The sequence below is a fragment of the Curtobacterium sp. PhB190 genome (genome assembly GCF_004365385.1).
GTDB lineage: Bacteria > Actinomycetota > Actinomycetes > Actinomycetales > Microbacteriaceae > Curtobacterium.
In genome coordinates this window covers 286871-309505 of sequence record NZ_SODN01000006.1, presented here as the reverse complement: position 1 = coordinate 309505, position 22635 = coordinate 286871, and the positions used below count along the sequence as shown (strand labels likewise).

Genomic DNA, 22635 nt, shown 5'->3' with positions numbered 1-22635 from the left:
CTGTGGGGCCGCGCGGAACGAAGCGAGGCCACCAGCACCTTATCGAGTGCTGGTGGCCCCTCGCTCACCGGGGGGTGAGCATCTGGTGGTGGTTGGTCATGCGGCGATCCGTCATCTCAGACCGACATCGCGCGGTCGGTCGCCTTCACCGGCGCCGGCAGGATCGTCGAGCCCTCGAGGTACTCGTCGACCTTCGCCGCCGCGGCACGGCCCTCGGCGATCGCCCAGACGATCAGGGACTGCCCGCGGCCGGCGTCACCGGCGACGAACACGCCCGCCTCGTTCGTCGTGTAGTCGGCGCGGCGGTCGAGCGCACCGGACACCGTCGTCGGCAGACCGAGCTGCGGCTCGATCGTGTCGGATTCCGGACCCGTGAAGCCCATCGCGACGAGGACGAGGTCTGCGGGGATCTCACGCTCGGAGCCGGCCTTCGGCACGCGACGGCCGTCGAGGTACTCGGTCTCGGCGACCCGGAGCGCCCGGACCTCGCCGGCCTCGTTCGCCAGGAACTCGACGGTCGAGGCGAGGAAGTGCCGCTCGCCGCCCTCTTCGTGGGCGCTCGTCACCTCGAAGACGGTCGGGAACATCGGCCACGGCTGCTCGGACGGACGCTCCAGCGGCGGCTGCTTGCCGATCGCCAGGTTCGTCACGCTCAGGGCACCCTGCCGGTGCGCGGTCCCGATGCAGTCCGCACCGGTGTCACCGCCGCCGATCACGACGACGTGCTTGCCCTCGGCGGTCAGCTGGTTGTCGACCCGGGTGCCGGCGTTCGCCTTGTTCTGCTGGACCAGGTAGTCCATCGCGAAGTGCACGCCCTCGAGGTCGCGCCCCGGGATCGGCAGGTCGCGCGGCACCGTCGCGCCGGTGGCGACGACGACCGCGTCGTAGCGCGACTTCAGGTCGTCCCAGGTGATGTCGCGGCCGATCTCGACGCCCGCACGGAAGCGGGTGCCCTCGGCCTGCATCTGGGACAGGCGCGCGTCGATCTGGCGCTTCTCCATCTTGAAGTCCGGGATCCCGTAGCGGAGCAGCCCACCGATGCGGTCGTCGCGCTCGTAGACGGCGACGGTGTGCCCGGCGCGCGTGAGCTGCTGCGCGGCGGCCAGCCCGGCGGGGCCGGAACCCACGACGGCGACGGTCTTGCCCGTCAGGCGCTCGGGCGGGTGCGGGGTGACCCAGCCGTTCTGGAACGCCTCATCGATGATCGAGACCTCGACCTGCTTGATCGTGACGGGCGGCTGGTTGATGCCGAGCACGCACGAGGACTCGCACGGAGCGGGGCACAGCCGGCCCGTGAACTCCGGGAAGTTGTTCGTCGCGTGCAGTCGCTCGATCGCCTGACGGCCCTCACCCCGCCAGGTCAGGTCGTTCCACTCCGGGATCAGGTTGCCGAGGGGGCAGCCCTGGTGGCAGAACGGCACGCCGCAGTCCATGCAGCGGCCGGCCTGGCGCTTGAGGGCACCGGACTCCTGCTGCTCGTAGACCTCTTTCCAGTCCATGAGCCGGACGGGCACGGGGCGCCGTGCGGGCAGTTCGCGTTCCTGGACCTTGAGGAATCCCTTGGGGTCAGCCACCGGTCACCTCCATGATTCGATTCCAGACGACGTCGCCGTCGGGGTCGAGCCCCTCGTCGACGGCGCGCTGACGGGTCTCGAGCACCGCCGCGTAGTCACGCGGCAGCACCTTGACGAAGTCGCTCAGGTCGCCGGACTCGAGCAGGTCGGACGCGAGCGTCGAACCGGTCTCCTCGGCGTGCCGGATGAGCAGGTCGGTGACGATCTCGACGTCGGCGCTGTCGAGCGCCTCGAGTCGGAGTTCACCGGTCGCGAGGGCGTCGGTGTTGACGTGCTCCTCGCGCAGACCACGGACGTACGCGGTGCCGCCGGACATGCCAGCGCCGAGGTTCCGACCGGTCTCGCCCAGGATGAGCGCGAGCCCGCCCGTCATGTACTCGAGCGCGTGGTCGCCCACGCCCTCGACCACCGCGGTCGCCCCCGAGTTGCGCACCAGGAAGCGCTCGCCCACGATGCCGCGGATGAACATGCTGCCCTGGGTCGCTCCGTAGCCGATCACGTTGCCGGCGATGACGTTCTCCGCCGGGTCGAAGCCCGAGCCGGCGTCCGGCCGCACGATGATCTCGCCACCGGACAGGCCCTTGCCGACGTAGTCGTTGCTGTCGCCGATGAGGCGCAGGGTGATGCCGGCGGGCATGAACGCGCCGAGCGACTGTCCGGCGGAACCGCGCAGCGTGACGTCGATCGAGCCGCTGGGCAACCCGTGCTCACCGTGCCGTTTGGTGACCTCGTGGCCGAGCATCGTGCCGACCGCGCGTTCGGTGTTGCGGATGGGCAGGTCGAGCGCGATCGAACCACCGTGGTCGAGCACGTCGGCGGTCTGCTGGATCAGCCCCACGTCGAAGTGCTGCTCGAGCTCGTGGTCCTGCTCGCGCTGGTGGCGACGGGGCTCGGCGTCCTCGAAGTGCGGACCCGCGAGGACCGGTGCGAGGTCGAGCCCTGACGCCTTCCAGTGCTCGAGGGCACGGTCGACGTCGAGGGCGTCGGACCGGCCGATCGCCTCGTCGAGGGTGCGGAAGCCGAGCTCGGCGAGGAGCTCGCGCACTTCCTGCGCGATGAACTCGAAGAAGTTCACGACGAACTCGGGCTTGCCGGAGAAGCGCTTGCGGAGCTCGGGGTTCTGCGTCGCGACCCCCACCGGACACGTGTCCAGGTGGCACACGCGCATCAGGATGCAGCCCTCGACGACGAGCGGAGCGGTGGCGAAGCCGTACTCCTCGGCGCCGAGCAGGGCTGCCACGACGACGTCGCGCCCGGTCTTCATCTGACCGTCGACCTGGACGACGACGCGGTCGCGCATGCCGTTCAGCATGAGCGTCTGCTGCGTCTCGGCGAGGCCGATCTCCCACGGGGTGCCGGCGTGCTTGAGCGAGTTGAGCGGGGACGCACCCGTGCCACCGTCGTGTCCGGACACGAGCACGACGTCGGCCAGGGCCTTCGTCACACCGGCCGCGACCGCGCCGATGCCGGACTGGCTCACGAGCTTCACGTGGACGCGTGCGGCCGGGTTGGCGCGCTTCACGTCGAAGATCAGCTGCTTGAGGTCCTCGATCGAGTAGATGTCGTGGTGCGGCGGCGGCGAGATGAGGCCGACGCCGGCGGTGGCGTGCCGGGTGCGGGCGACCCACGGGTACACCTTCTGCGGGGGCAGCTGGCCGCCCTCGCCGGGCTTCGCACCCTGCGCCATCTTCAGCTGGATGTCGGTGGCGTGGGTGAGGTACATGCTCGTCACGCCGAACCGCCCGGAGGCGACCTGCTTGATCGCACTGCGGCGCTCGGGGTCGAGCAACCGGTCGACGTCCTCGCCGCCCTCACCCGTGTTCGAGCGGCCACCGAGGCGGTTCATCGCGATCGCGAGCGTCTCGTGGGCTTCCTTCGAGATGGAGCCGTACGACATCGCGCCGGTGTTGAAGCGCTTGACGATCGACTCGATCGACTCGACCTCGTCGAGCGCGACGGGCTTCCGCGCCCCGTGCTTGAAACGGAACAGCCCGCGCAGTGTCATGAGCTCCTCGGACTGGTCGTCCACGGCGCTCGAGTACTCACGGAAGATGTCGTACCGGCGGGCACGGGTGGCGTGCTGCAGCCGGAAGACGGTGTCCGGGTTGAACAGGTGCGGGGGGCCCTCGCGACGCCACTGGTACTCGCCGCCGGTCTGCAGCCGCTCGTGCGACAGGACCGCGCCGTCCTGCGGGTACGCCTGGGCGTGCCGCTCGGCGTTCTCCTTCGCGATGACGTCGATGTCGACCCCGCCGAGGATCGACGACGTGCCGGTGAAGTACTTGTCGATGAACTCCTGGCTGAGCCCCACGGCTTCGAACGCCTGCGCGCCGGCGTAGCTCGACACCGTCGAGATGCCCATCTTCGACATGATCTTCAGGACGCCCTTGCCGAGCGCCTTGATCACGTTCTTGACGGCCTGTTCCGGGGTGATCCCGGTGATCATGCCGGCACGGACCAGGTTCTCGCAGGTCTCCATCGCGAGGTACGGGTTGATCGCCGACGCGCCGTACCCGATGAGGGACGCCACGTGGTGGACCTCGCGCACGTCGCCGGCCTCGACGATCAGACCGACCTTCATGCGCTGCTCGGTGCGGATCAGGTGGTGGTGCACGGCGGCGAGCAGCAACAGGCTCGGCACGGGCGCCTGCTCGCCGTTGCCGTCGCGGTCCGACAGCACGATGAACTGCTTGCCCGACTCGATCGCGGCGTCGACCTCGTCGCACACGGCGGCGATGCGCTTCTGCATCGCCTTCTTGCCGGCGTCGACGCGGTACAGGCCCTTGATCGTGACCGTCAGGTGCCGACCCGACTCCGTCTCGAAGTGCTGCACCTTGGCGAGCTGGTCGTTGTCGATCACCGGGAAGTCGAGCGTGATCTGCTTCGCGTGCTCGGGACCGGCCGACAGCAGGTTCCGCTCCGGACCGAGGCCCATGCCCATCGAGGTGATGACCTGCTCGCGGATCGAGTCGAGCGGCGGGTTCGTCACCTGGGCGAACTGCTGGGTGAAGTAGTCGAACAGCAGCCGGGGGCGCTGCGAGAGCACCGCGATCGGGGTGTCGGACCCCATCGCACCGAGGGGCTCCGCGCCCACCTGCGCCATCGGGCGGAGCAGGATGCGGACTTCCTCCTCGGTGTAGCCGAACGCACGCTGGCGGCGGGTGACCGATGCCGGGGTGTGCACGATGTGCTCGCGGTCGGGCAGGTCGTTGAGGTTGATGCGCCCCTCGTCGAGCCATTCGCCCCAGGGGCCGGAGGACGCCAGGCCCTGCTTGACCTCGACGTCCTCGATGATGCGGCCGGCCTCGGTGTCCACCAGGAACATCCGGCCGGGGCGCAGACGGCCCTTGCGGACGACCTTCGCGGCGGGCACGTCGATGACACCGGTCTCGGACCCCATGACGATGAGCCCGTCGTCGGTGACGAGGAAGCGCCCGGGACGCAGCCCGTTGCGGTCGAGGGTCGCGCCGACGAGCGAACCGTCGGTGAAGGTGATGGCGGCTGGACCGTCCCACGGCTCCATGAGCATCGAGTGGTACTCGTAGAACGCCCGCAGCTCCGGGTCCATCCCGACCTGGTTCTCCCAGGCCTCCGGCACCATCATCGACACCGCGTGCGGCAGCGTCCGGCCGGTCAGGGTCAGGAGCTCGAGGACCTCGTCGAACGACGCCGAGTCGCTCGCACCGGGGCTGACGATCGGCAGCAGCGGCGCGACGTCGCCGAGCAGTTCGCTCTCGAGCTGCGACTGGCGTGCGCGCATCCAGTTGCGGTTGCCGCGCACCGTGTTGATCTCACCGTTGTGCGCGATCGTCCGGAAGGGCTGCGCGAGCGGCCACGACGGGAACGTGTTGGTCGAGTAGCGCGAGTGCACGATCGCGAGCTTCGACGCGAAGCGCTCGTCGCTGAGGTCCGGGTAGAACGGCTCGAGCTGCAGCGTCGTGACCATGCCCTTGTAGACCATGGTGCGGCTCGACAACGACATGAAGTACAGGTCGTTCGCGTGCTCGGCGCGCTTGCGCAGCCGGTAGGTCTGGCGGTCCAGGGCGATGCCGCTCCAGGACGCGCCGTGCACGTCGTGGCGCACCGAGGCGACGAACAGCTGCTCGAACGCCGGCATGGCCGCACGCGCCAGGGTGCCGAGCACCTCGGGGCGCACCGGGACCTCGCGCCAGCCGAGGACCTTGAGGCCCTCTTCGCGCGCCAGTCGTTCGACGGCGCCCTTGACGGCGTGCCGGTCGCCCTCGTCGGTCGGCAGGTAGGCCGTGCCGACCGCGTACTCCCCCGCCGCCGGCAGGTCGAACGGCACCACGGCGCGCAGGAACTCGTCCGGCACCTGGCACAGGATGCCCGCGCCGTCGCCCGTACCGGCGTCCGAACCGACGGCACCGCGGTGCTCGAGGTTGCGGAGGGCGCCGAGTGCAGCGTCGACGATGTCGTGGCCGGGCGTCCCGCGCAGCGTCGCGACCATCGCGAGACCGCAGGCGTCCTTCTCGTTCGCCGGGTCGTACATGCCGGTGGCGTGGGGGACCGCCGAGAACCGACGGTGCGGCGGCACGAGGGACTTCGGTGCCGAGGGCTGGAGTGGCTGGAGCGCCATGGGGGAACCGTCCTCACGAGGAAGTGGAACAGGGACAGCGGTGGCCCGGTGGTGCGTTCCGCCCAGACGGGCGGGACTGGTGCCCGTACCCCGCTTGTGGCGGGGAGGAGTGCTCCTAGGCGCGGTCAGTGGGAGTCGTGACCGCTCCGGAGCCCTGGGCGACGAGGCGTTCGTCGTCGTCCTCGTGCTCCGAGAAGGTGTCGTCGGAGTCTACATCGGACTTCGGACGCGGCTCGCGACCGGGCAGGTACGGGCTCGGCTCCTTGCCGGTGTGCCGACGGGTCTGCACGATGAAGATGACGATGCCGAGCAGGATGGCCGCGAACGACATCCAGACGTTCGTGCGGATGCCCGCGAAGGTCTCGCTGGTGTCGACGCGGATCGACTCGAGGAAGGACCGGCCGACGCCGTACCAGATCAGGTACAGGGCGAGGACCTTGCCCCACTGCAGCGTGAACTTGCGGTCGAGCAGCAGGATGACGACGACGCCCAGGACGTTCCAGATGATCTCGTAGAGGAACGTCGGGTGGAACAGCGTGCCCTCGGGCAGGCCCTTCGGGAACGCGGCGTTCGTCGACTCGATCTGCAGGCCCCACGGCAGGCTGGTCGGCATGCCGAAGAGCTCGTGGTTGAAGTAGTTGCCGAGCCGACCGAAGGCCTGTGCGAGCAGCACCCCGGGCACGACGGCGTCGATGAACGACGTGAACCGCAGGCCGACCTGGCGGCAGCCGATCCAGGCACCGACGGACCCGAGGATCAGGGCGCCGAAGATCGCGAGCCCGCCCTCCCAGATGTACAGGAAGGACAGCGGGTCGATGCCGGGGCCGAAGTAGTCCGACACGTGCGTGAACACGTGGAAGAGCCGGCCGCCGATGATGCCGGCGGGCACCGCCCAGATCGCGATGTCGATGATGATCCAACGCTCGACGCCGCGCGCGTTGAGGCGGCGGTTCGCGAGCAGGACCGCGGCGACGATCCCGAGCAGGATGCAGATCGCGTACGCGTGGATGCGGAAGTCGAGCGGCAGCGACCAACCGAACACGTCGCGCAGCCAGGCGGTCAGGTCGAAGTACTGCCAGGCGGTGCTCGGGCTCGGGATGCTCAGGAGGGGCATGGAGGAACGGTCGCCTTTCGGAACTGACGGGGCGCGGTGTCGACGTGTCGTCGGCCCCGCTCACTGTAGCGCGGGTCGTGGGCCCGCCAGGAACTGGACTAGGAGCGGCGGGCGCCGGTGGTGAGGTCGGCCGCGCGGTCGGCGACCCCCTGCACCCCGAGGTCGGCCAGTGCGCGGACGAACGCCGAGCCGACGATCGCGCCGTCGGCGTACTCCAGGACCTCGGCGACCTGCTCGGCCGTCGAGATGCCGAGGCCGACGCAGGTGCGCGCGACGCCGGCGTCACGGAGCCGCGACACCACGGTGCGTGCAGCGACGTCGACGCCGGCCCGTGCTCCGGTGACGCCCATCGTCGAGACGGCGTAGACGAACCCGCGGCTCGCCTGCACCGCCTGCTGCATCCGGGAGTCGGACGAGGACGGTGCCGCGAGGAACACGCGGTCCAGGCCGGTCCGCTCCGACGAGGCCATCCACTCGGCGGCTTCGTCCGGGATCAGGTCGGGCGTGATGAGGCCCGCGGCTCCGGCGGCGACGAGGTCGTCGGCGAAGCGGTCCACGCCGTAGCGGAGCACAGGGTTCCAGTACGTCATCACGAGCACCGGCACGTCGGCGCGCTCGGTGATCTGGTGCACGGCATCGAAGACCTGCGCGACCCGGAAGCCGTTCGCCAGGCTCTCCTCGGCCGCACGCTGGATGACCGGACCGTCCATGACGGGGTCGGAGTACGGCAGGCCGAGCTCGATGACGTCCACGCCGTTCTCGGCGAGGGCGACGGCAGCGTCGACGCTGGTCTGCACGTCGGGGTACCCGGCGGGCAGGTAGCCGACGACGGCCCCGGCACGCTCGGCGTTGGCGGTGTCGATCGTCGTGGCGACGGTCTGGTTCGTGGTCACAGCTGCACCGCGTTCTCGTCGAGGATGCCGAAGTAGCGACTGGCGGACGCCACGTCCTTGTCGCCACGGCCGGACAGGTTCACGAGCACGACGCCCTCGGGGCCGAGCTCCTTGCCGAGCTTCATCGCACCCGCGAGCGCGTGCGCCGACTCGATCGCCGGGATGATGCCCTCGGTCTGGCTGAGCAGCCGGAACGCCTCCATCGCCTCGGTGTCGGTGATCGGCGCGTACTGTGCGCGACCGATCGACGCCAGGTAGGCGTGCTCCGGCCCGACGCTCGGGTAGTCGAGCCCGGCGGAGATGCTGTGGCTCTCGATGGTCTGGCCGTCCTCGTCCTGCATCAGGTAGGACTTCGCGCCCTGCAGGACGCCTTCGCGACCGAGCGTGATGCTCGCGGCGTGCCGACCGGTCTCCACGCCGTCGCCACCGGCCTCGAAGCCGTGCAGCGCGACGGACTCGTCGTCGAGGAACGCCTCGAAGATGCCCATCGCGTTCGAGCCGCCACCGACGCACGCGGCGACGGCGTCGGGGAGACGCCCGACGCGGTCGAGGACCTGCTGGCGGGCCTCTTCACCGATCACCTTGTGGAACTCGCGCACCATCTCGGGGAACGGGTGCGGGCCGGCGACCGTGCCGAGCAGGTAGTGGGTCGAGTCGACGTTCGCCACCCAGTCGCGGAGGGCCTCGTTGATGGCGTCCTTCAGCGTGCGCGATCCGGTCTCGACCGGGATCACCTCGGCGCCGAGCAGGCGCATCCGGGCGACGTTGAGCGCCTGCCGTTCGGTGTCGACGGCACCCATGTACACGACGCAGTCCATGCCGAACAGCGCCGCCGCGGTCGCCGTGGCCACGCCGTGCTGGCCGGCACCGGTCTCCGCGATGAGGCGGGTCTTGCCGAGCCGGCGGGCCACGAGCGCCTGACCGAGCACGTTGTTGATCTTGTGCGACCCGGTGTGGTTCAGGTCCTCGCGCTTCAGGATCACGCGGGCACCACCGGCGTGCTTCGCGAACCGCGGCACCTCGGTGATGATCGACGGACGACCGGTGTAGTCGCGCTGGAGCTCGTCGAGCTCGGCACGGAAGGCCGGGTCCGCCCAGGCCGTGCGGAAGGCTGCCTCGAGCTCGTCGAGCGCCAGGACGAGCGACTCGGGGACGAAGCGTCCGCCGAAGTCACCGAAGTACGGGCCGTGCAGGTCGCGGAGTGAGGTCACGATGGGTCTTCCCGGGACGAGTCCGACGCGACCGGCGGTGCCGATGGTCGGACGGGTGGAACGTTCAGCCGCGGTCGGCGGCCTCGATGAACGACGCGAGGGTGGTGGCGGGGTCGGCACCCGTGACGAGCGCTTCCCCGACCAGGACGACGTCGGCACCCGCTGCGCGGTAGTGGGCGACGTCGGCGGGACCTGCGACGGCGGACTCGGCGACGCGCACGACCCCGTCGGGGATGCGGTCGGCGAGCGACCCGAAGAGGTCGCGATCGAGCGAGAAGTCGGTGAGGTCGCGCGCGTTGACGCCGAGGATCCGCGCACCGGCGTCGAGGCCCCGGGAGACCTCGTCGGCGGAGTGCGCCTCGACCAGCACGCGCATGCCGAGCTCTTCGGCCAGCGTGTGGAGCTCGACCAGCTGCTGCTGCTCGAGCGCGGCCACGATGAGCAGCACGACGTCGGCGCCGGCAGCTCGGGCCTCGACGACCTGGTACGGGTCGGCGATGAAGTCCTTGCGCAGCACGGGGATGCCCACGCGGGCCTTGACGGCTTCGAGGTCGGCGAGACTGCCGAGGAACTTGCGCCCCTCGGTCAGGACGCTGATCGTCGACGCGCCACCGCGCTCGTAGTCGGCAGCGAGGGCGGCCGGGTCCTCGATGGGGGCCATCGAGCCACGGGACGGGCTGGCGCGCTTGACCTCGGCGAGGATCTTCACCCGGTCGCCCGGGGCGAGGAACGCGAGGGCGTCGAGCGGCGACGCCACCCGGTCGAGGTCGCGTTCGACGTCCGAGTACGGGCGGTCGACACGACGGGCGGCGGCGTCCTCGAGCGCGCCCGCGACGAGGGTCTCGAGCACGTTCGGCATGCGAGTCCTACTCGGCGTGGTGCTTGGCGACGTACTTCGGGCCGTTCACGCCGTAGCCGGCCTTGGCCATGACCGCGCCGATGACCAGACCGATGACGACGACGGCAGCGGAGACCCAGACGCCCCACGGCTGGTCGAACCAGAAGAACAGCGTGCCTGCCGCGAATCCGATCAGCATGATCACGACGGCGGTCCAGGCGGCCGGCGAGTGGCCTTCGCCGAGTTCTGCGGGCTCAGTGTTGCTCACGGTGCTCCTCGTTCTGCTCCGGCGTCGTCGGTCGACCGACGCCCATCCGATCCTACCGTGCCGTCGGTCGGGTCGACCCCAGCACTGAGGTCGTCCCAGTCCACGACGGCGTCGCGCACGACCGGGGCTGCGGCGCGGGCGTCGGCGGCGGCTCCCGCGGTCGCCGCGCCGTACTTCCGGCTCGGACCGGGCCACGCACGCTGCACCACGATGACGACGACACCGAGCAGGACGGCCAGGACCCCACCGGCGATGCCGACGGCCGGCCAGAGCGACACGTCGACGCCGGACACGACGCGGCGCACGGCGGTCAGGTCGCTGACCCCGGCCACCGCGCCGACGGCACCCTTCGCCGCGGCGACCGGGTCACCGAGTGCGGTGATGCCGCTGACCACGACGCCGAGTCCGAGCAGGATCTCGACGCACGCGAGCACGATGCGCAGCACCCGGCCGGCGATGGTCATCGCGAGGAACAGGGCCAGGCTCGCGATCGCCAGGGCGGTGTACTGCGGCACGACCGCGGCCCCGTCGGCGTCGACCGTCGAGGTGACTGCCGCACCGGCGTGCAGGTCCACGGTGAACCAGGTCTGCGTCCACGCGAGCATGATGATGCCGGCGACGAGCAGTCCGGCGACGACGACGATCGGGCGCGAGCGCTTCACGAGCGCACCTCGCGCATCCGGTTCGCCGTGGCCACGGCCCGCAGGGGTGCCGCCGCCTTGTTGATGGTCTCCTCGTGCTCGGTGGCCGGGTCGGAGTCCGCCACCAGGCCGGCACCGGCCTGCACCCGTGCCACGCCGTCCTTGATCAGGGCGGTGCGGATCGCGATCGCGATGTCCGCGTCACCGGCGAAGTCGAAGTAGCCGACGACACCGGCGTAGGCACCGCGCTTCGCCGGCTCGAGCTCGTCGATGATCTCCAGCGCGCGGGGCTTCGGCGCACCGGACAGGGTGCCGGCCGGGAACGTCGCCCGGAACACGTCGATGGCGGACATCCCCGGACGCACCGCACCCTCGACGCTCGACACCAGGTGCATGATGTGACTGAAGCGCTCGACCGTCATGAACTCGGTGACCGCGACGGTACCGGGCTCGCAGACCTTCTGCAGGTCGTTGCGGGCCAGGTCGACGAGCATCAGGTGCTCGGCGCGTTCCTTCGGGTCGTCGAGCAGGTCGTCGCCGAAGCGGACGTCCTCCTCCGGGGTCGCACCACGTGGACGCGACCCGGCGATCGGGTGCGTGATGGCGCGGCCGGACTGCACCTTCACCAGGGCCTCGGGCGAGGCACCGACGATCCAGTACCGCTCGTCGGCGGTGTCCGCCAGGGCCAGGAAGTACATGTACGGACTCGGGTTCAGCGTCCGGAGGACCCGGTACACGTCGAGCGGGTCGGCGGTCACCTCGTGGTCGAAGCGCTGCGAGATCACGACCTGGAACACGTCGCCGTCGCGGATGAACTCCTTCGAGCGCTCCACCGCGGCCATGTACTCGTCCGGCGTGGAACGGTGCGTCGGCGTCGGCTCGGCGATCTCGAACGCCTCGGCGACGGTCGCGACGCTCGGCTGGACGAGGTCGGCCTGCAGGCGGTCCAGGCGGCGCTGCGCGTCGGACCAGAGCGTGTCGGCGTCGTCGGTGCCGTCGTTCAGCACGCTCGCGACGAGCAGGACGAGCCCCGTGCGGTGGTCGAGCGCGACGAGCTCGGAGACGAAGGACAGCGCCTGTCCGGGCACGTCGAAGTCGGCCGGCGGCACGTTCGGCAGGTGCTCGAGCTGGCGCACGGCCTCCCACCCGATGAACCCGACCGTCCCGCCGACGAGCGGCGGGGAGCCGGGCACCCGCGGGGTGGCCCAGCGCTCGTGCAGGCGTTCCAGGACCTCGAGCGGTTCGCCGTCGAGTGAGCCGACCGCACGTTCGGCGTCGATGCCGGTGTCGATCCAGGCGGCGCGGTCGCCCTCCTGCGTGAGGACGCCGAAGCTGCGCACACCGACGAACGACCAGCGCGACCAGAGGCCGCCCTGGCCCGCGGACTCCAGCAGGAACGACCCGGGCCGGCCGTCGGCGAGCTTCCGGTAGACACCCACCGGCGTCTCGCTGTCGGCGTAGAGCGCGCGCACCACCGGGACGACGCGGTGGTCGCTCAGCAGGGCGTCGAACTCCGGCCGGGAGGTCGTGTGCGGCGCATCGGAGATCGTCGCGGTCGTCATCGGGTCGCCTCCACTGCCGTGTCGGCCGGGGCAGACGCGGTCACGGGCGCGAGCGGATCGACGTCGAAGCAGCGGTGCGCCCCGGTGTGGCATGCGGCCCCGACCTGCTGCACGGTGACGAGCAGGGTGTCGGCGTCGCAGTCGAACGCCGCGTCGCGCACGTACTGCGCGTGCCCCGACGTGTCGCCCTTCCGCCAGTACTCGTTCCGCGACCGCGACCAGAAGGTCACGCGCCCCTCGGTGAGGGTGCGGCGGAGCGCTTCCCGGTCCATGTACCCGAGCATGAGGACGTCCTTCGACGACTCCTCTTGCACGATGGCGGGGAGCAGCCCGTCCGCACCGAAACGTGCGCGGTCGAGGACCGCGTCGATGTCGGTGCTGGTGCTGTCGGTCATGAGACTCCTAGCCTACGGCGGCGGATCAGCGGGCGGCGGCGGTTCAGCGGACGGCGTGACCGGTCGCGCGCAGCGCGGCCTTGACGTCGCCCACCGTCATCTCGCCACGGTGGAAGACGGACGCGGCGAGGAGGGCATCCGCACCCGCGTCGACGGCGGGGGCGAAGTGGTCGACCCGACCCGCGCCTCCCGAGGCGATGACCGGGACCCGCGCGACCGACCGCACCGCGGCGACGAGCTCGAGGTCGAACCCGTTCTTCGTGCCGTCCGCGTCGATGGAGTTGACGAGCAGCTCCCCCGCACCCCGCTCGACGGCGTCGCGCGCCCAGGCGATCGCGTCGATGTCGGTCTCGGTGCGGCCGCCGTGCGTGGTGACTACGAAGCCGGACGCAGTCCGGTCGGAGCGCTTGACGTCGAGCGACAGCACCACGGCCTGCGCGCCGAACCGGTCGGCGATCTCGCCGACGAGGTCGGGCCGGGCGATCGCGGCGCTGTTCACGCCGATCTTGTCCGCGCCGCACTGCTGCAGGCGGGACACGTCATCGACGGAACGGACGCCGCCACCGACCGTGAGCGGGATGAACACCTGCTCGGCGGTGCGGGTGACCGTGTCGTACATCGTGGCGCGGTTCTCGACCGTGGCACCGACGTCGAGGAAGGTCAGCTCGTCGGCGCCCTGCTCGTAGTAGCGCGCGGCGAGCTCGACCGGGTCACCGGCGTCCTGCAGATCGAGGAAGTTCACGCCCTTGACGACCCGGCCGCCCTTGACGTCGAGGCACGGGATGACGCGGACGGCCACGCCGCCCGGCGCCGTGGCTGCCGCGGTCACAGCCGGGCCGCGTGGATCGGGCTGACGAGGATGGCGCGGGCACCGAGGTCGTACAGGGCGTCCATGATGAGGTTCGCGTCGTCGCGCGGGATCATCACGCGCACCGCGGACCAGTCGCGGCCGTGCAGCGGCGACACCGTCGGCGACTCGATGCCGGACGCGACGGCCGTCGCCTGCTCGAGCAGCGCGGTGGGGATGTCGTAGTCGAGCATGACGTAGCCGCGGGCGACGAGCACGCCCTGCAGTCGACGGCGGAGCACGTCGATGCCCGGGATCGTCTCGTCGGTCGACACCAGCAGCGCGGTCGACTCGAGGATGACCGGACCGAAGATCTCGAGGCCGGCCTGCCGCAGCGTGCTGCCCGTGGAGACCACGTCGGCCACGGCGTCGGCGACACCGAGACGCACCGCGCTCTCGACGGCCCCGTCGAGCTTGACGAGCGTCGCCGTCACCCCGTGGCGGGCGAGGAAGTCGCCCACCAGGCCCGGGTAGCTCGTGGCGACGCGGACGCCGTCGAGGTCCTGCAGCGTGCTGTACCGGCCCGGCGTGCCGGCGAAGCGGAAGGTGGAGTCGGCGAAACCGAGCGCATCGACCTCGTGCGCCTCGGAACCGGAGTCGAGCAGCAGGTCGCGGCCGGTGATCCCGACGTGGAGTGCGCCGGAGCCGACGTAGGTCGCGATGTCCCGCGGGCGGAGGAAGAAGAACTCGACGCCGTTGCGCTCGTCGAGCAGGTGCAGCGCCTTCGGGTCGCGGCGACCGGCGTACCCGGCCTCGCGAAGCATGTCTGACGCGGTCTCGGACAGGGAGCCCTTGTTGGGCACGGCGATGCGGAGCATCAGGGGGTCTGCTTTCTGGTCGGGGTCGTGGCGGATCGAGGTCGGTGCGCGGGCGGGCCCGAGCGCGTCCTACAGATGTCGCCAGATGTCCGCCGGGGACAGCCCCTTCGCGACCATGAGGACCTGCAGGTGGTACACGAGCTGCGAGATCTCCTCCGAGGTGCGCTCGTCGCCCTCGTACTCGGCCGCCATCCAGACCTCGGCCGCTTCTTCCACGATCTTCTTGCCGATCTGGTGCACGCCGGCGTCCAGTTCGGCGACGGTGCCGGAGCCCTCGGGGCGCGTACGCGCCTTCTCGGTGAGCTCCTGGAACAGGTCGTCGAACGTCTTCACACGGTCCAGGCTACCGGTCTCCGCTGACGCTGCCGACGTACCGTCCGGACGGGTCGCGCTCATGCCCGCGCCCGCGCGGCCGCTTCGCGCAGGTCCGTGATCCGCGCGGCGGGCTCACCGCCGTAGACGGCCGACCCGGCGACGAGCGTGTCGGCACCGCTGCGCACGGCCTCGGGCACGGTGTCCACCGAGATGCCGCCGTCGACCTCGAGCCACACGTCGAGCCCCGAGGCGTCGACCGCCGCACGGGCGTCGGCGAGCTTCGGCATCACGGACGGCATGAACGACTGCCCGCCGAAGCCGGGCTCGACGGTCATGAGCAGGATCATGTCGTAGGCATCGAGGTGGTGCAGCACCTGCGTGATCGGGGTGCCGGGCTTCACCGCGACGGCGGCACGGGCCCCGTTCGAGCGGATCGCGGCGGCCGTGGCCACGGGGTCGTCCGCGGCCTCGAAGTGGAACGTCACGCTCGACGCACCGGTCTCGGCGTACTTCGGTGCGTTGACGTCGGCGTCGGTGATCATGAGGTGGACGTCGAGCGGCACCGGCGAGACCTGCTGCAGGCGCTCGACGATCGGCAGCCCGAGCGTCAGGTTCGGCACGAAGTGGTTGTCCATCACGTCGACGTGCACCAGGTCGGCGGTCTCGATGCGGTGGAGTTCACGCTCGAGGTTCGCGAAGTCGGCGGACAGGATGCTCGGCGAGATGCGGATCGTCACCCGGCAAGCCTACCGGCGCGTGCGCGACGCCCCACTCGACGGCCTCAGGCGACGCGACGGAACAACGCGATGAACATCGCGTCCGTGCCGACCCGGTGCGGCCAGAGCTGCGCCGTCGCGCCGTCCGCGATCTCCGGGTCGCGCGCGGCAACCCCCCGGACGATCGTCGCGGTGTCGAGCTGCTCGAGGACTCCCCCGTGCCGCCCCATCAGCGCGTCGACCTGCCCGCGCGTCTCGGCCAGGTGCGGTGAGCACGTGACGTACGCGAGCGTCCCATCCGGTGCGAGCACCCGGACCGCGGCGTCGAGCAGCTCGGTCTGCAGGGCCGCGAGCTCCTGGACGTCCTCGGGGGTCTTCCGCCAGCGTGCTTCCGGACGCCGACGCAGGGCGCCCAGGCCGGTGCACGGCGCGTCGAGCAGGATGCGGTCGAAGGTCATCCCGGTGCCGTCGCGGCCGTAGCGCCTGGCGTCGCCCTCGACGACGCGGACGTGGTCGCCGAACACCCCGAGGGCGTTCCGCACGAGTCCGGCACGTGCCGGCACGAGTTCGTTCGCGACGAGGGTCGCGCCGCCCTGCTGCGCCTCGGCGGCGAGCAGCGCGGCCTTGCCGCCGGGGCCGGCGCACATGTCGAGCCAGCGCTCGCCCGCGCGGACCTCGGACGACCGGCTCAGCGCGAGGGCGGCGAGCTGCGAGCCCTCGTCCTGCACGCGCAGGCGCCCGGCAGCGACGCCCGGCACGCGCGCGGGGTCACCGGAGATGCCGCGGATCCCGACGGGCGAGACCGGCAGGGCGTCGGCGGCCGGCACGGGGTCGGCGGTCCGGACGGGAGGCACGGTGCCGGTCGCGCCGTCGGCCTCCGGTTCGTCGTCGGCGGGCACCAGGGCCGCCGGCACGTCCGCCGCGCCGGTCGCGTCGGCGAACGCGGCATCGGCGTCTGCGTCTTCGTCGGGCACCGTGCGCGTGGTCGCGGTGGCGATGTCCTCGTCGGTGGCGAGCCCGGGCAGCGCCGCGAGCTGCACCCGGGGCGCGGCGTTGTCGGCGGCGAGCAGGGCGGCGAGCTCGTCGCGGGAGCGTTCGGCGGCGAGGGCGTCGCGCAGTGCCGAGACGACCCAGACCGGGTGCGACCACCGTGTGGCGAGCAGGGCGTCGCCACCACGGCCCTCGGTGATCTGCGCGTCCCACTCGTCGTCGGTGCGGGCGGCGATCTTGCGCATCACGGCGTTCACGAAGCCGGTGGCACGGCGGGCACCGACCTCGCGGGCGAGCTCGACCGTGGCGTCGACCGCGGCGTGCGTCGGGGTGCGCATGGCGAGCAGCTGGTGGGCGCCGAGCCGCATCACGTCGAGGACGTCGGCCTCGATGTTCTCCGGCCGACGACCCGACGCCAGCGCGATGATGACGTCGTAGCGACCGAGCATCCGGATCGAGCCGTAGGTGAGCTCGGTGGCGAACGCGGCGTCGCGCGCGGTGAGGCCGGCGCGACGGATGCGTGTCGGCAGCAGCAGGTTCGCGTACGCGTCGTCGACCTGCACGGCGCGGAGCACGTCGAACGCGACACGACGGGCGTTCGCGGGACGGGGACCGCGGCGGGCGCCCCGGGTGTTCGTCGGCTGGCTCATGCGAGGACCTTCCCGTCCAGTTCGCCCAGGCCACGGGCCCAGGCTGCGGCGCCCATCGCCTTCTTGCCGGCCGGCTGCACCTCGAGCAGTGCCAGCGGAGTGTCACCGGTCCCGACCAGCAGCCGACCGCCGTGGAGTGCCAGCGCACCGGGCGCGAGCTGCGGGGCGGGGTCCGCGGGGCCTCCTGTCAGGCGGTTGCTGCGGAGCAGCTTCACGCGGGTCTCGCCGAGGTGGGCGTACGCGCCGGGCTCGGGGGTGACCCCGCGCAGACGGGCGTGCACGACCGCCGCCGGAGCACCGAAGTCGATGCGCCCGTCGTCGATGGTCGTCTTCGGCGCGAGCGTCGGCTCGCCGGTCTGCTCGGTCGCGACGGCCGTGCCGGCGGCGATGGCGTCGACCACCCGGGCGACGGTCTCGGCGCCGGACTCCGCCATGGCGGCGAGGACCTCGCCGGCGGTGGCCTCCGGGTCGATCTCGAACGGGTCAGCTGCGAACACCGGGCCGGCGTCGAGCGCCTCGACGAGCTGGAAGACCGACGCGGCGGTGCGGGTGTCCCCCGCCATCACGGCCCGCTGGACCGGCGCCGCGCCGCGGTACGCCGGCAGGTCGGAGAAGTGCAGGTTCACCCAGCCGAGGCGCGGGGCGTCGAGCGCGGGACGGCGGAGCAACGCGCCGTAGGCGACGATGACACCGAGGTCGACGTCGAGGTCGGCGATGCGCGCGGTGACGTCGTCGTCGACGCGGCTGGCCTCGATGACGGGCAGCCCGAGCTCCGCGGCGACCTGCGCGACCGGTGTCGGCGTCAGGACGCGCTTCCGGCCCTGCGGTGTCGGCGGACGCGTGAGGACCGCGGCGATCTCGTGGTCGGACGCCGCCAGGCGGCGGAGGGTGGGGACGGCCGCAGCGGGGCTGCCGGCGACGACGAGACGCATGGGTTCGATCCTCCCACGCGCGCGCTCGGTGGGCTGACCCGAACCGGGCCCGCGCCGGGTGGGTACGGTCTGTGGGACAGCACGAGAGGGGTTCCCATGTCCGACGTCACCACGTCCACCGACCGCTTCGCAGGGTCCAGCATCCAGAAGGTCGCGCTGCTCGTCGGCGTCGTGTTCCTGCTCGTCGGCATCGCCGGGTTCGTACCCGGGCTGACGTCCGGCTCGCTCGCGGGTGCCGGCCACGGGTCGATGGCGATGCTGCTCGGGGTCTTCCAGGTGTCGGTGCTGCACAACGTCGTGCACCTGCTGTTCGGGGTCGTCGGGGTGCTCGCGGCGGGGTACGCCACCGGGTCGCGGATGTACCTGGTGCTCGGCGGGGTCGTCTACTTCGTGCTCTGGGTCTACGGGCTGTTCACCGCCGGGCACTCGTTCGGCGCGAACTTCGTGCCGCTGAACTGGGCGGACAACTGGCTGCACCTCGTGCTCGCGGTCGGGATGGTCGCGCTCGGCGTGGTGTTCCCGCGCGTCGGCGGGCGGGCCGTGCGCGCCTGACGCTGCTGCGCGGCGGACTCGTTTCGCGACGAACCACTCGTTGATCGACGCGTGGTTCGTCGGAAGGTGCACACGCATCGGGTGCGTGCGCATCGGCCGACAGAACACGAGGTGATCGACGCGTGGGACGTCGCAAGATGCGAACGCACACGGCCCGGGAGGCGCGGCGCAACTCCGCCACGGAGGCCCCGCCCCGACGGCCGGTGCGGCTCAGACCTCGCTGAAGGGTTCCGCGTCGTCGAGCCGAACCCGCAGCGTCGGTGCCGCCCGACGCCGGTTGCCGCCCTTGAGCACTCGACGGGTCGACGACCGCCGGATGACCTCGGCCTTCAGGGTCGCCGCGACCTCGGCACCGTGCGCGTACGGGAACCGCACGATCGCCCGGACCGTGCCCGGCAGGGCGTCGTCCTCGACGGGGACCGGGCCGAGCACCGGGCCCGCGGTCGCCCCCTCGAGGGCCTCGACCGCGGCGGTCACGGCCTCGTCGGTGCCGGTCATCGTCGCCACGCGGACCGCCGGCGGGAAGTGCAGCTCACGCCGGTCGGTGAGTTCGTCGTGCGCGGGACCGTCGAGCCGCCAGAGCGCCATCGCGGTCGCGAGCTTGCCGCCGATGCCGACCAGGTACGCCTCGGCCCCGGGAGCGCCCTTCGCGGCGGCGTTCGTCCAGAACCGGAGCACGTCCTCCTGCACGCGCAGTCCTTCGCGCGCGAGCATCTTCTCGCCGTCGAGCAGCAGGACGCACGCGTAGCCCCCGGGCACGCTCGGCTCGGCGCCACGGGTCGCGACGACGACGGAGGGCCGCGCGGGGACCTCGTCGAGCGGGCGTGAGCCGTCGGCCACCACGATCCGGGTGCCGGGGAATGCCCGCCCGAGTTCGTCGGCGGTGCGTTGGGCGCCCTGTCCCACGGGCTTCACGGTGCCGTTGCCGCACGTCGGGCAGCGGAACCCCACGGCGAGGGCACCGCAGAACCGGCACTGCGGCGTGGCACCGCGGTGCGGGCTGCCGAGCGGACCGCCGCAGATCCGGCAGTGCGCCCGCTCACCGCACTCCGCGCAGACGAGTCCGGTGCCGAACCCGGGGCTCGCGACCTGCACGAGCACCGGGCCGTGCTGGCTGGCCTCGCGCGCGGCACGCCACGCGGAGCTCGGGATGCGTGCCTGCGCGGCGTACCCCTCGGCCGAGGTCTGCTGCACGGTCGGGATGACCTTCGGGGTCTTCACCCGGAACGGCGTGACGTCCTGCAGCCAGTGCAGTTCGACGAGCCGTTGCACGTCGGTGCTGCGGGCGTGCGAGACGAACAGCAGTGCGGCACCCGACTGCGCAGCCCGCACGAGGGCGACGTCACGCGTGTGCACGTACGGCGCGCGCTGCTCGATGAACGAGGCGTCGCCGTCGTCCCACATCGCGATGAGCCCGAGGTCGGTCGCCGGTGCGTACACCGCCGTGCGGTTGCCGATGGCGACGACGGGGTGCGTCCGCGCCCGCAGGAGTGCCTTGGCCCGCTGTCCGTTCGTCTGCTTGGCGTCGAAGCGCACGACCCGTTCCGGCGGCAGCACCGCGAGCAGCGCGCGCTCGAGGTCGATGACGTCGCGGAAGTCGGGGACGGCGATGACGGCGGACTGCTCGGCCGCGAGGGTGTGGGCGGCCGCCTGGGCGAGCGTCGCCGCCCAGCCGGGCACCCAGATCGGATCGGAGTCGCCGTCGCCCTCGTCGCTGGTGGGCCGGGTCAGCGCCACGGGGTGGGGAACGGCGGCGACCGCAGCGCGATCGTGCTCGGCGATCACGACTTCGAGCATGCCCGGGGTGTAGCCGGTCACCGGCGGGGCGGACACCGGGGGCGGGGACCACGAGGTGTCCCGCGCGAGCCAGGCCTTCTCGGCGCGGACCTGGCGGGTCGGCACGGCCAGACGGAGGACGTCGGACGCCACACCGGCGGCGCGGTCGGCCACGGCGCGGGCGAGCTTCCAGATCTCCGGCGCCAGGACCGGGACGGGTGACACCAGGGTCTCGATCGCGCTGAGCTCACCCGGGTAGTCGCCCTCGTCGACGATCTCGACGACGTAGCCGTCGGACATCCGGGCCCCGGTGCGGAGCGGGACCTTCACGCGGACGCCCGGCACGCAGTCGTCCTCGAGCTCGGCCGGCACCCGGTAGTCGAACAGACGGTCCAACTGCGGGAGCGGCGAGTCGAGGACGACGCGCGCGACGGTGGTCACGCGGTGCCTCAGACGGCGGCGGTGACGAGCCCTGCGGCGGCGCGGAGTTCTTGGACGCGGTCGAGCTGCTCCCAGGTGAACCCGGGGAGCTCGCGGCCGAAGTGTCCGTACGTCGCGGTCTGCGCGTAGATCGGACGGAGCAGGTCGAGGTCGCGGATGATCGCGGCCGGACGCAGGTCGAAGACCTGGCGGATCGCGGCTTCGATCGTGGCGTCGTCGACGTGTCCGGTGCCGAAGGTCTCGACGTAGAGCCCGACGGGCTTCGCGCGGCCGATCGCGTAGGCGACCTGCACCTCGAGCCGGTCGGCGAGGCCCGCGGCGACCGCGTTCTTCGCGACCCAGCGCAGCGCGTACGCCGCCGAGCGGTCGACCTTCGACGGGTCCTTGCCGCTGAACGCGCCGCCGCCGTGACGGGAGGCCCCGCCGTAGGTGTCGACGATGACCTTGCGGCCGGTGAGCCCGGCGTCACCCTGGGGGCCACCGATCTCGAAGCGACCCGTCGGGTTGACGATGACGTCGACGTGCGAGGAGTCGAGGTCGACGAGGTCGAGCACCGGACGGATCACGTGCTCGGTGATCTCGGCGGTGAGCTGCTCCAGCGTGACGCTCGGCGAGTGCTGCGTCGACAGGACGACGGTCTCGACGGTCTTCGGCACGACGCCGTCGTAGCCGACGGTGACCTGCGTCTTGCCGTCCGGGCGCAGGAACGCCAGCTCGCCGGACTTGCGCACGGCGGCCAGACGCTCGGCCAGGCGGTGCGCCAGCCAGATCGCGACCGGCATGTACTCGGGGGTCTCGTTCGTCGCGAAGCCGAACATGATGCCCTGGTCTCCGGCACCCTGACGGTCGAGCGGGTCGACCGCGCCGGTGCGGGAGTCGAGCGACTCGTCGACGCCCTGCGCGATGTCCGGCGACTGCGCACCGATCGACACCTCGACGCCGCACGTGGCGCCGTCGAAGGAGACGTCCGACGAGTTGTAGCCGATGCCCGTGATGACGTCACGGACGAGCTTGGGGATCTCGACGTAGCCCGAGGTCGTGACCTCGCCGGCGACGTGCACGAGGCCGGTCGTCACCATCGTCTCGACGGCGACCCGAGCGTGCGGGTCCACCGTGAGCAGTGCGTCGAGGATGCTGTCCGAGATCTGGTCGCAGATCTTGTCGGGGTGCCCCTCGGTCACCGACTCGGACGTGAAGAGGCGCAGAGCAGCTGCAGTCACCGGGATCAGTCGGAGGGCTGCTGCTGCTTGGTGACGGTGAGCTTGTCCTCGTTGATCTCGTGGAGAGCCACGGACAGCGGCTTGTCGTCGATCGTCGAGTCGACGAGCGGGCCGACGTTGTCGAAGAGCGAGCCCTCGTGCAGGTCGGCGTAGTAGTCGTTGATCTGACGCGCGCGCTTGGAAGCGAAGATGACGAGCGCGTACTTCGACTCGACCTTGCTGAGCAGGTCGTCGATGGGCGGGTCGATGATGCCCTGGGGGTTGGCCATGGAGTCTCCTCGTCGT

At 71.6% G+C, this 22635-nt stretch carries 20 protein-coding genes; 1 reads left to right on the top strand and 19 read right to left on the bottom strand.

What is annotated here, in order from left to right; all coding sequences use genetic code 11:
- Window positions 1-116: 116 nt before the first annotated feature.
- The 16 genes from EDF47_RS12275 to EDF47_RS12200 all read right to left on the bottom strand — a co-directional run bounded on the left by EDF47_RS12275 (window position 117) and on the right by EDF47_RS12200 (window position 18361).
- Complete coding sequence (locus EDF47_RS12275) at window positions 117-1574, bottom strand: glutamate synthase subunit beta (protein WP_131846522.1); 1458 nt, start codon at window positions 1572-1574, stop codon at window positions 117-119.
- The gene (gltB, locus tag EDF47_RS12270) at window positions 1567-6084 is read right to left on the bottom strand and encodes a glutamate synthase large subunit (RefSeq protein ID WP_133937188.1); all 4518 of its coding nucleotides are present in this window, start codon (window positions 6082-6084) and stop codon (window positions 1567-1569) included. Before gltB ends, EDF47_RS12275 begins: the two co-directional genes overlap by 8 nt.
- A 202-nt stretch (window positions 6085-6286) precedes the next feature.
- Window positions 6287-7285, bottom strand: a complete 999-nt coding sequence (gene lgt / locus EDF47_RS12265) for a prolipoprotein diacylglyceryl transferase (protein WP_123294331.1) — start codon at window positions 7283-7285, stop codon at window positions 6287-6289.
- A 98-nt stretch (window positions 7286-7383) separates the two neighbouring features.
- Window positions 7384-8178, bottom strand: a complete 795-nt coding sequence (gene trpA / locus EDF47_RS12260; protein ID WP_123294330.1) for a tryptophan synthase subunit alpha — start codon at window positions 8176-8178, stop codon at window positions 7384-7386.
- Window positions 8175-9389, bottom strand: coding sequence for a tryptophan synthase subunit beta (gene trpB, locus EDF47_RS12255; RefSeq protein ID WP_123294329.1), 1215 nt, complete (start codon window positions 9387-9389; stop codon window positions 8175-8177). Before trpB ends, trpA begins: the two co-directional genes overlap by 4 nt.
- A 64-nt stretch (window positions 9390-9453) precedes the next feature.
- Complete coding sequence (trpC, locus tag EDF47_RS12250; protein WP_123294446.1) at window positions 9454-10239, bottom strand: indole-3-glycerol phosphate synthase TrpC; 786 nt, start codon at window positions 10237-10239, stop codon at window positions 9454-9456.
- A gap of 16 nt (window positions 10240-10255) precedes the next feature.
- Entirely contained in the window at window positions 10256-10495 is a 240-nt protein-coding gene (locus EDF47_RS19855) for an HGxxPAAW family protein (protein WP_159571188.1), read from the bottom strand.
- On the bottom strand, window positions 10492-11157 hold the full coding sequence (locus tag EDF47_RS12240) for a Trp biosynthesis-associated membrane protein (protein ID WP_123339700.1): 666 nt from the start codon (window positions 11155-11157) through the stop codon (window positions 10492-10494). The genes EDF47_RS19855 and EDF47_RS12240 overlap by 4 nt, the downstream gene beginning before the upstream one ends.
- Window positions 11154-12698, bottom strand: coding sequence for an anthranilate synthase component I (locus EDF47_RS12235; protein ID WP_133936999.1), 1545 nt, complete (start codon window positions 12696-12698; stop codon window positions 11154-11156). The genes EDF47_RS12240 and EDF47_RS12235 overlap by 4 nt, the downstream gene beginning before the upstream one ends.
- The gene (gene hisI / locus EDF47_RS12230) at window positions 12695-13093 is read right to left on the bottom strand and encodes a phosphoribosyl-AMP cyclohydrolase (protein WP_133937001.1); all 399 of its coding nucleotides are present in this window, start codon (window positions 13091-13093) and stop codon (window positions 12695-12697) included. The genes EDF47_RS12235 and hisI overlap by 4 nt, the downstream gene beginning before the upstream one ends.
- Before the next feature lie 43 nt (window positions 13094-13136).
- Window positions 13137-13922 (bottom strand): imidazole glycerol phosphate synthase subunit HisF, encoded by a 786-nt coding sequence (gene hisF, locus EDF47_RS12225; RefSeq protein ID WP_243692450.1) that lies wholly within the window; start codon window positions 13920-13922, stop codon window positions 13137-13139.
- Window positions 13919-14758 (bottom strand): ATP phosphoribosyltransferase, encoded by an 840-nt coding sequence (hisG, locus tag EDF47_RS12220; RefSeq protein ID WP_133937003.1) that lies wholly within the window; start codon window positions 14756-14758, stop codon window positions 13919-13921. The genes hisF and hisG overlap by 4 nt, the downstream gene beginning before the upstream one ends.
- A gap of 69 nt (window positions 14759-14827) precedes the next feature.
- On the bottom strand, window positions 14828-15091 hold the full coding sequence (locus tag EDF47_RS12215; RefSeq protein WP_111084162.1) for a phosphoribosyl-ATP diphosphatase: 264 nt from the start codon (window positions 15089-15091) through the stop codon (window positions 14828-14830).
- Between the two features lie 59 nt (window positions 15092-15150).
- Window positions 15151-15810, bottom strand: a complete 660-nt coding sequence (gene rpe / locus EDF47_RS12210; RefSeq protein WP_123294325.1) for a ribulose-phosphate 3-epimerase — start codon at window positions 15808-15810, stop codon at window positions 15151-15153.
- 44 nt (window positions 15811-15854) lie between these two features.
- The gene (locus tag EDF47_RS12205; RefSeq protein WP_243834051.1) at window positions 15855-17429 is read right to left on the bottom strand and encodes a transcription antitermination factor NusB; all 1575 of its coding nucleotides are present in this window, start codon (window positions 17427-17429) and stop codon (window positions 15855-15857) included.
- Complete coding sequence (locus EDF47_RS12200) at window positions 17426-18361, bottom strand: methionyl-tRNA formyltransferase (RefSeq protein ID WP_133937005.1); 936 nt, start codon at window positions 18359-18361, stop codon at window positions 17426-17428. Before EDF47_RS12200 ends, EDF47_RS12205 begins: the two co-directional genes overlap by 4 nt.
- 96 nt (window positions 18362-18457) lie before the next feature.
- On the opposite strand from EDF47_RS12200, the gene EDF47_RS12195 reads away from it, so the two are divergent.
- Window positions 18458-18913, top strand: a complete 456-nt coding sequence (locus EDF47_RS12195) for a DUF4383 domain-containing protein (RefSeq protein WP_123339707.1) — start codon at window positions 18458-18460, stop codon at window positions 18911-18913.
- A gap of 210 nt (window positions 18914-19123) precedes the next feature.
- Here the strand turns inward: EDF47_RS12195 and EDF47_RS12190 are convergent, their stop codons facing one another.
- From EDF47_RS12190 to rpoZ, 3 genes are read right to left on the bottom strand one after another with little or no spacing between them, the layout of a single operon-like run.
- Window positions 19124-21130, bottom strand: a complete 2007-nt coding sequence (locus EDF47_RS12190) for a primosomal protein N' (protein WP_133937007.1) — start codon at window positions 21128-21130, stop codon at window positions 19124-19126.
- Between the two features lie 8 nt (window positions 21131-21138).
- Window positions 21139-22350 (bottom strand): methionine adenosyltransferase, encoded by a 1212-nt coding sequence (gene metK / locus EDF47_RS12185; RefSeq protein WP_133937009.1) that lies wholly within the window; start codon window positions 22348-22350, stop codon window positions 21139-21141.
- A gap of 5 nt (window positions 22351-22355) precedes the next feature.
- Window positions 22356-22619, bottom strand: coding sequence for a DNA-directed RNA polymerase subunit omega (gene rpoZ, locus EDF47_RS12180; protein WP_114849971.1), 264 nt, complete (start codon window positions 22617-22619; stop codon window positions 22356-22358).
- Window positions 22620-22635: the final 16 nt, after the last annotated feature.

Excerpts from the sequence above, each read along its gene's own strand:
- gltB (WP_133937188.1), bottom strand. The coding sequence starts at position 6,084 with ATGTACGACCCGGCGAACGAGAAGGACGCCTGCGGTCTCGCGATGGTC.
- lgt (WP_123294331.1), bottom strand. The coding sequence starts at position 7,285 with ATGCCCCTCCTGAGCATCCCGAGCCCGAGCACCGCCTGGCAGTACTTC.
- EDF47_RS12235 (WP_133936999.1), bottom strand. The coding sequence starts at position 12,698 with ATGACGACCGCGACGATCTCCGATGCGCCGCACACGACCTCCCGGCCG.
- hisI (WP_133937001.1), bottom strand. The coding sequence starts at position 13,093 with ATGACCGACAGCACCAGCACCGACATCGACGCGGTCCTCGACCGCGCA.
- hisG (WP_133937003.1), bottom strand. The coding sequence starts at position 14,758 with ATGCTCCGCATCGCCGTGCCCAACAAGGGCTCCCTGTCCGAGACCGCG.
- EDF47_RS12205 (WP_243834051.1), bottom strand. The coding sequence starts at position 17,429 with ATGAGCCAGCCGACGAACACCCGGGGCGCCCGCCGCGGTCCCCGTCCC.
- EDF47_RS12200 (WP_133937005.1), bottom strand. The coding sequence starts at position 18,361 with ATGCGTCTCGTCGTCGCCGGCAGCCCCGCTGCGGCCGTCCCCACCCTC.
- EDF47_RS12195 (WP_123339707.1), top strand. The coding sequence starts at position 18,458 with ATGTCCGACGTCACCACGTCCACCGACCGCTTCGCAGGGTCCAGCATC.
- rpoZ (WP_114849971.1), bottom strand. The coding sequence starts at position 22,619 with ATGGCCAACCCCCAGGGCATCATCGACCCGCCCATCGACGACCTGCTC.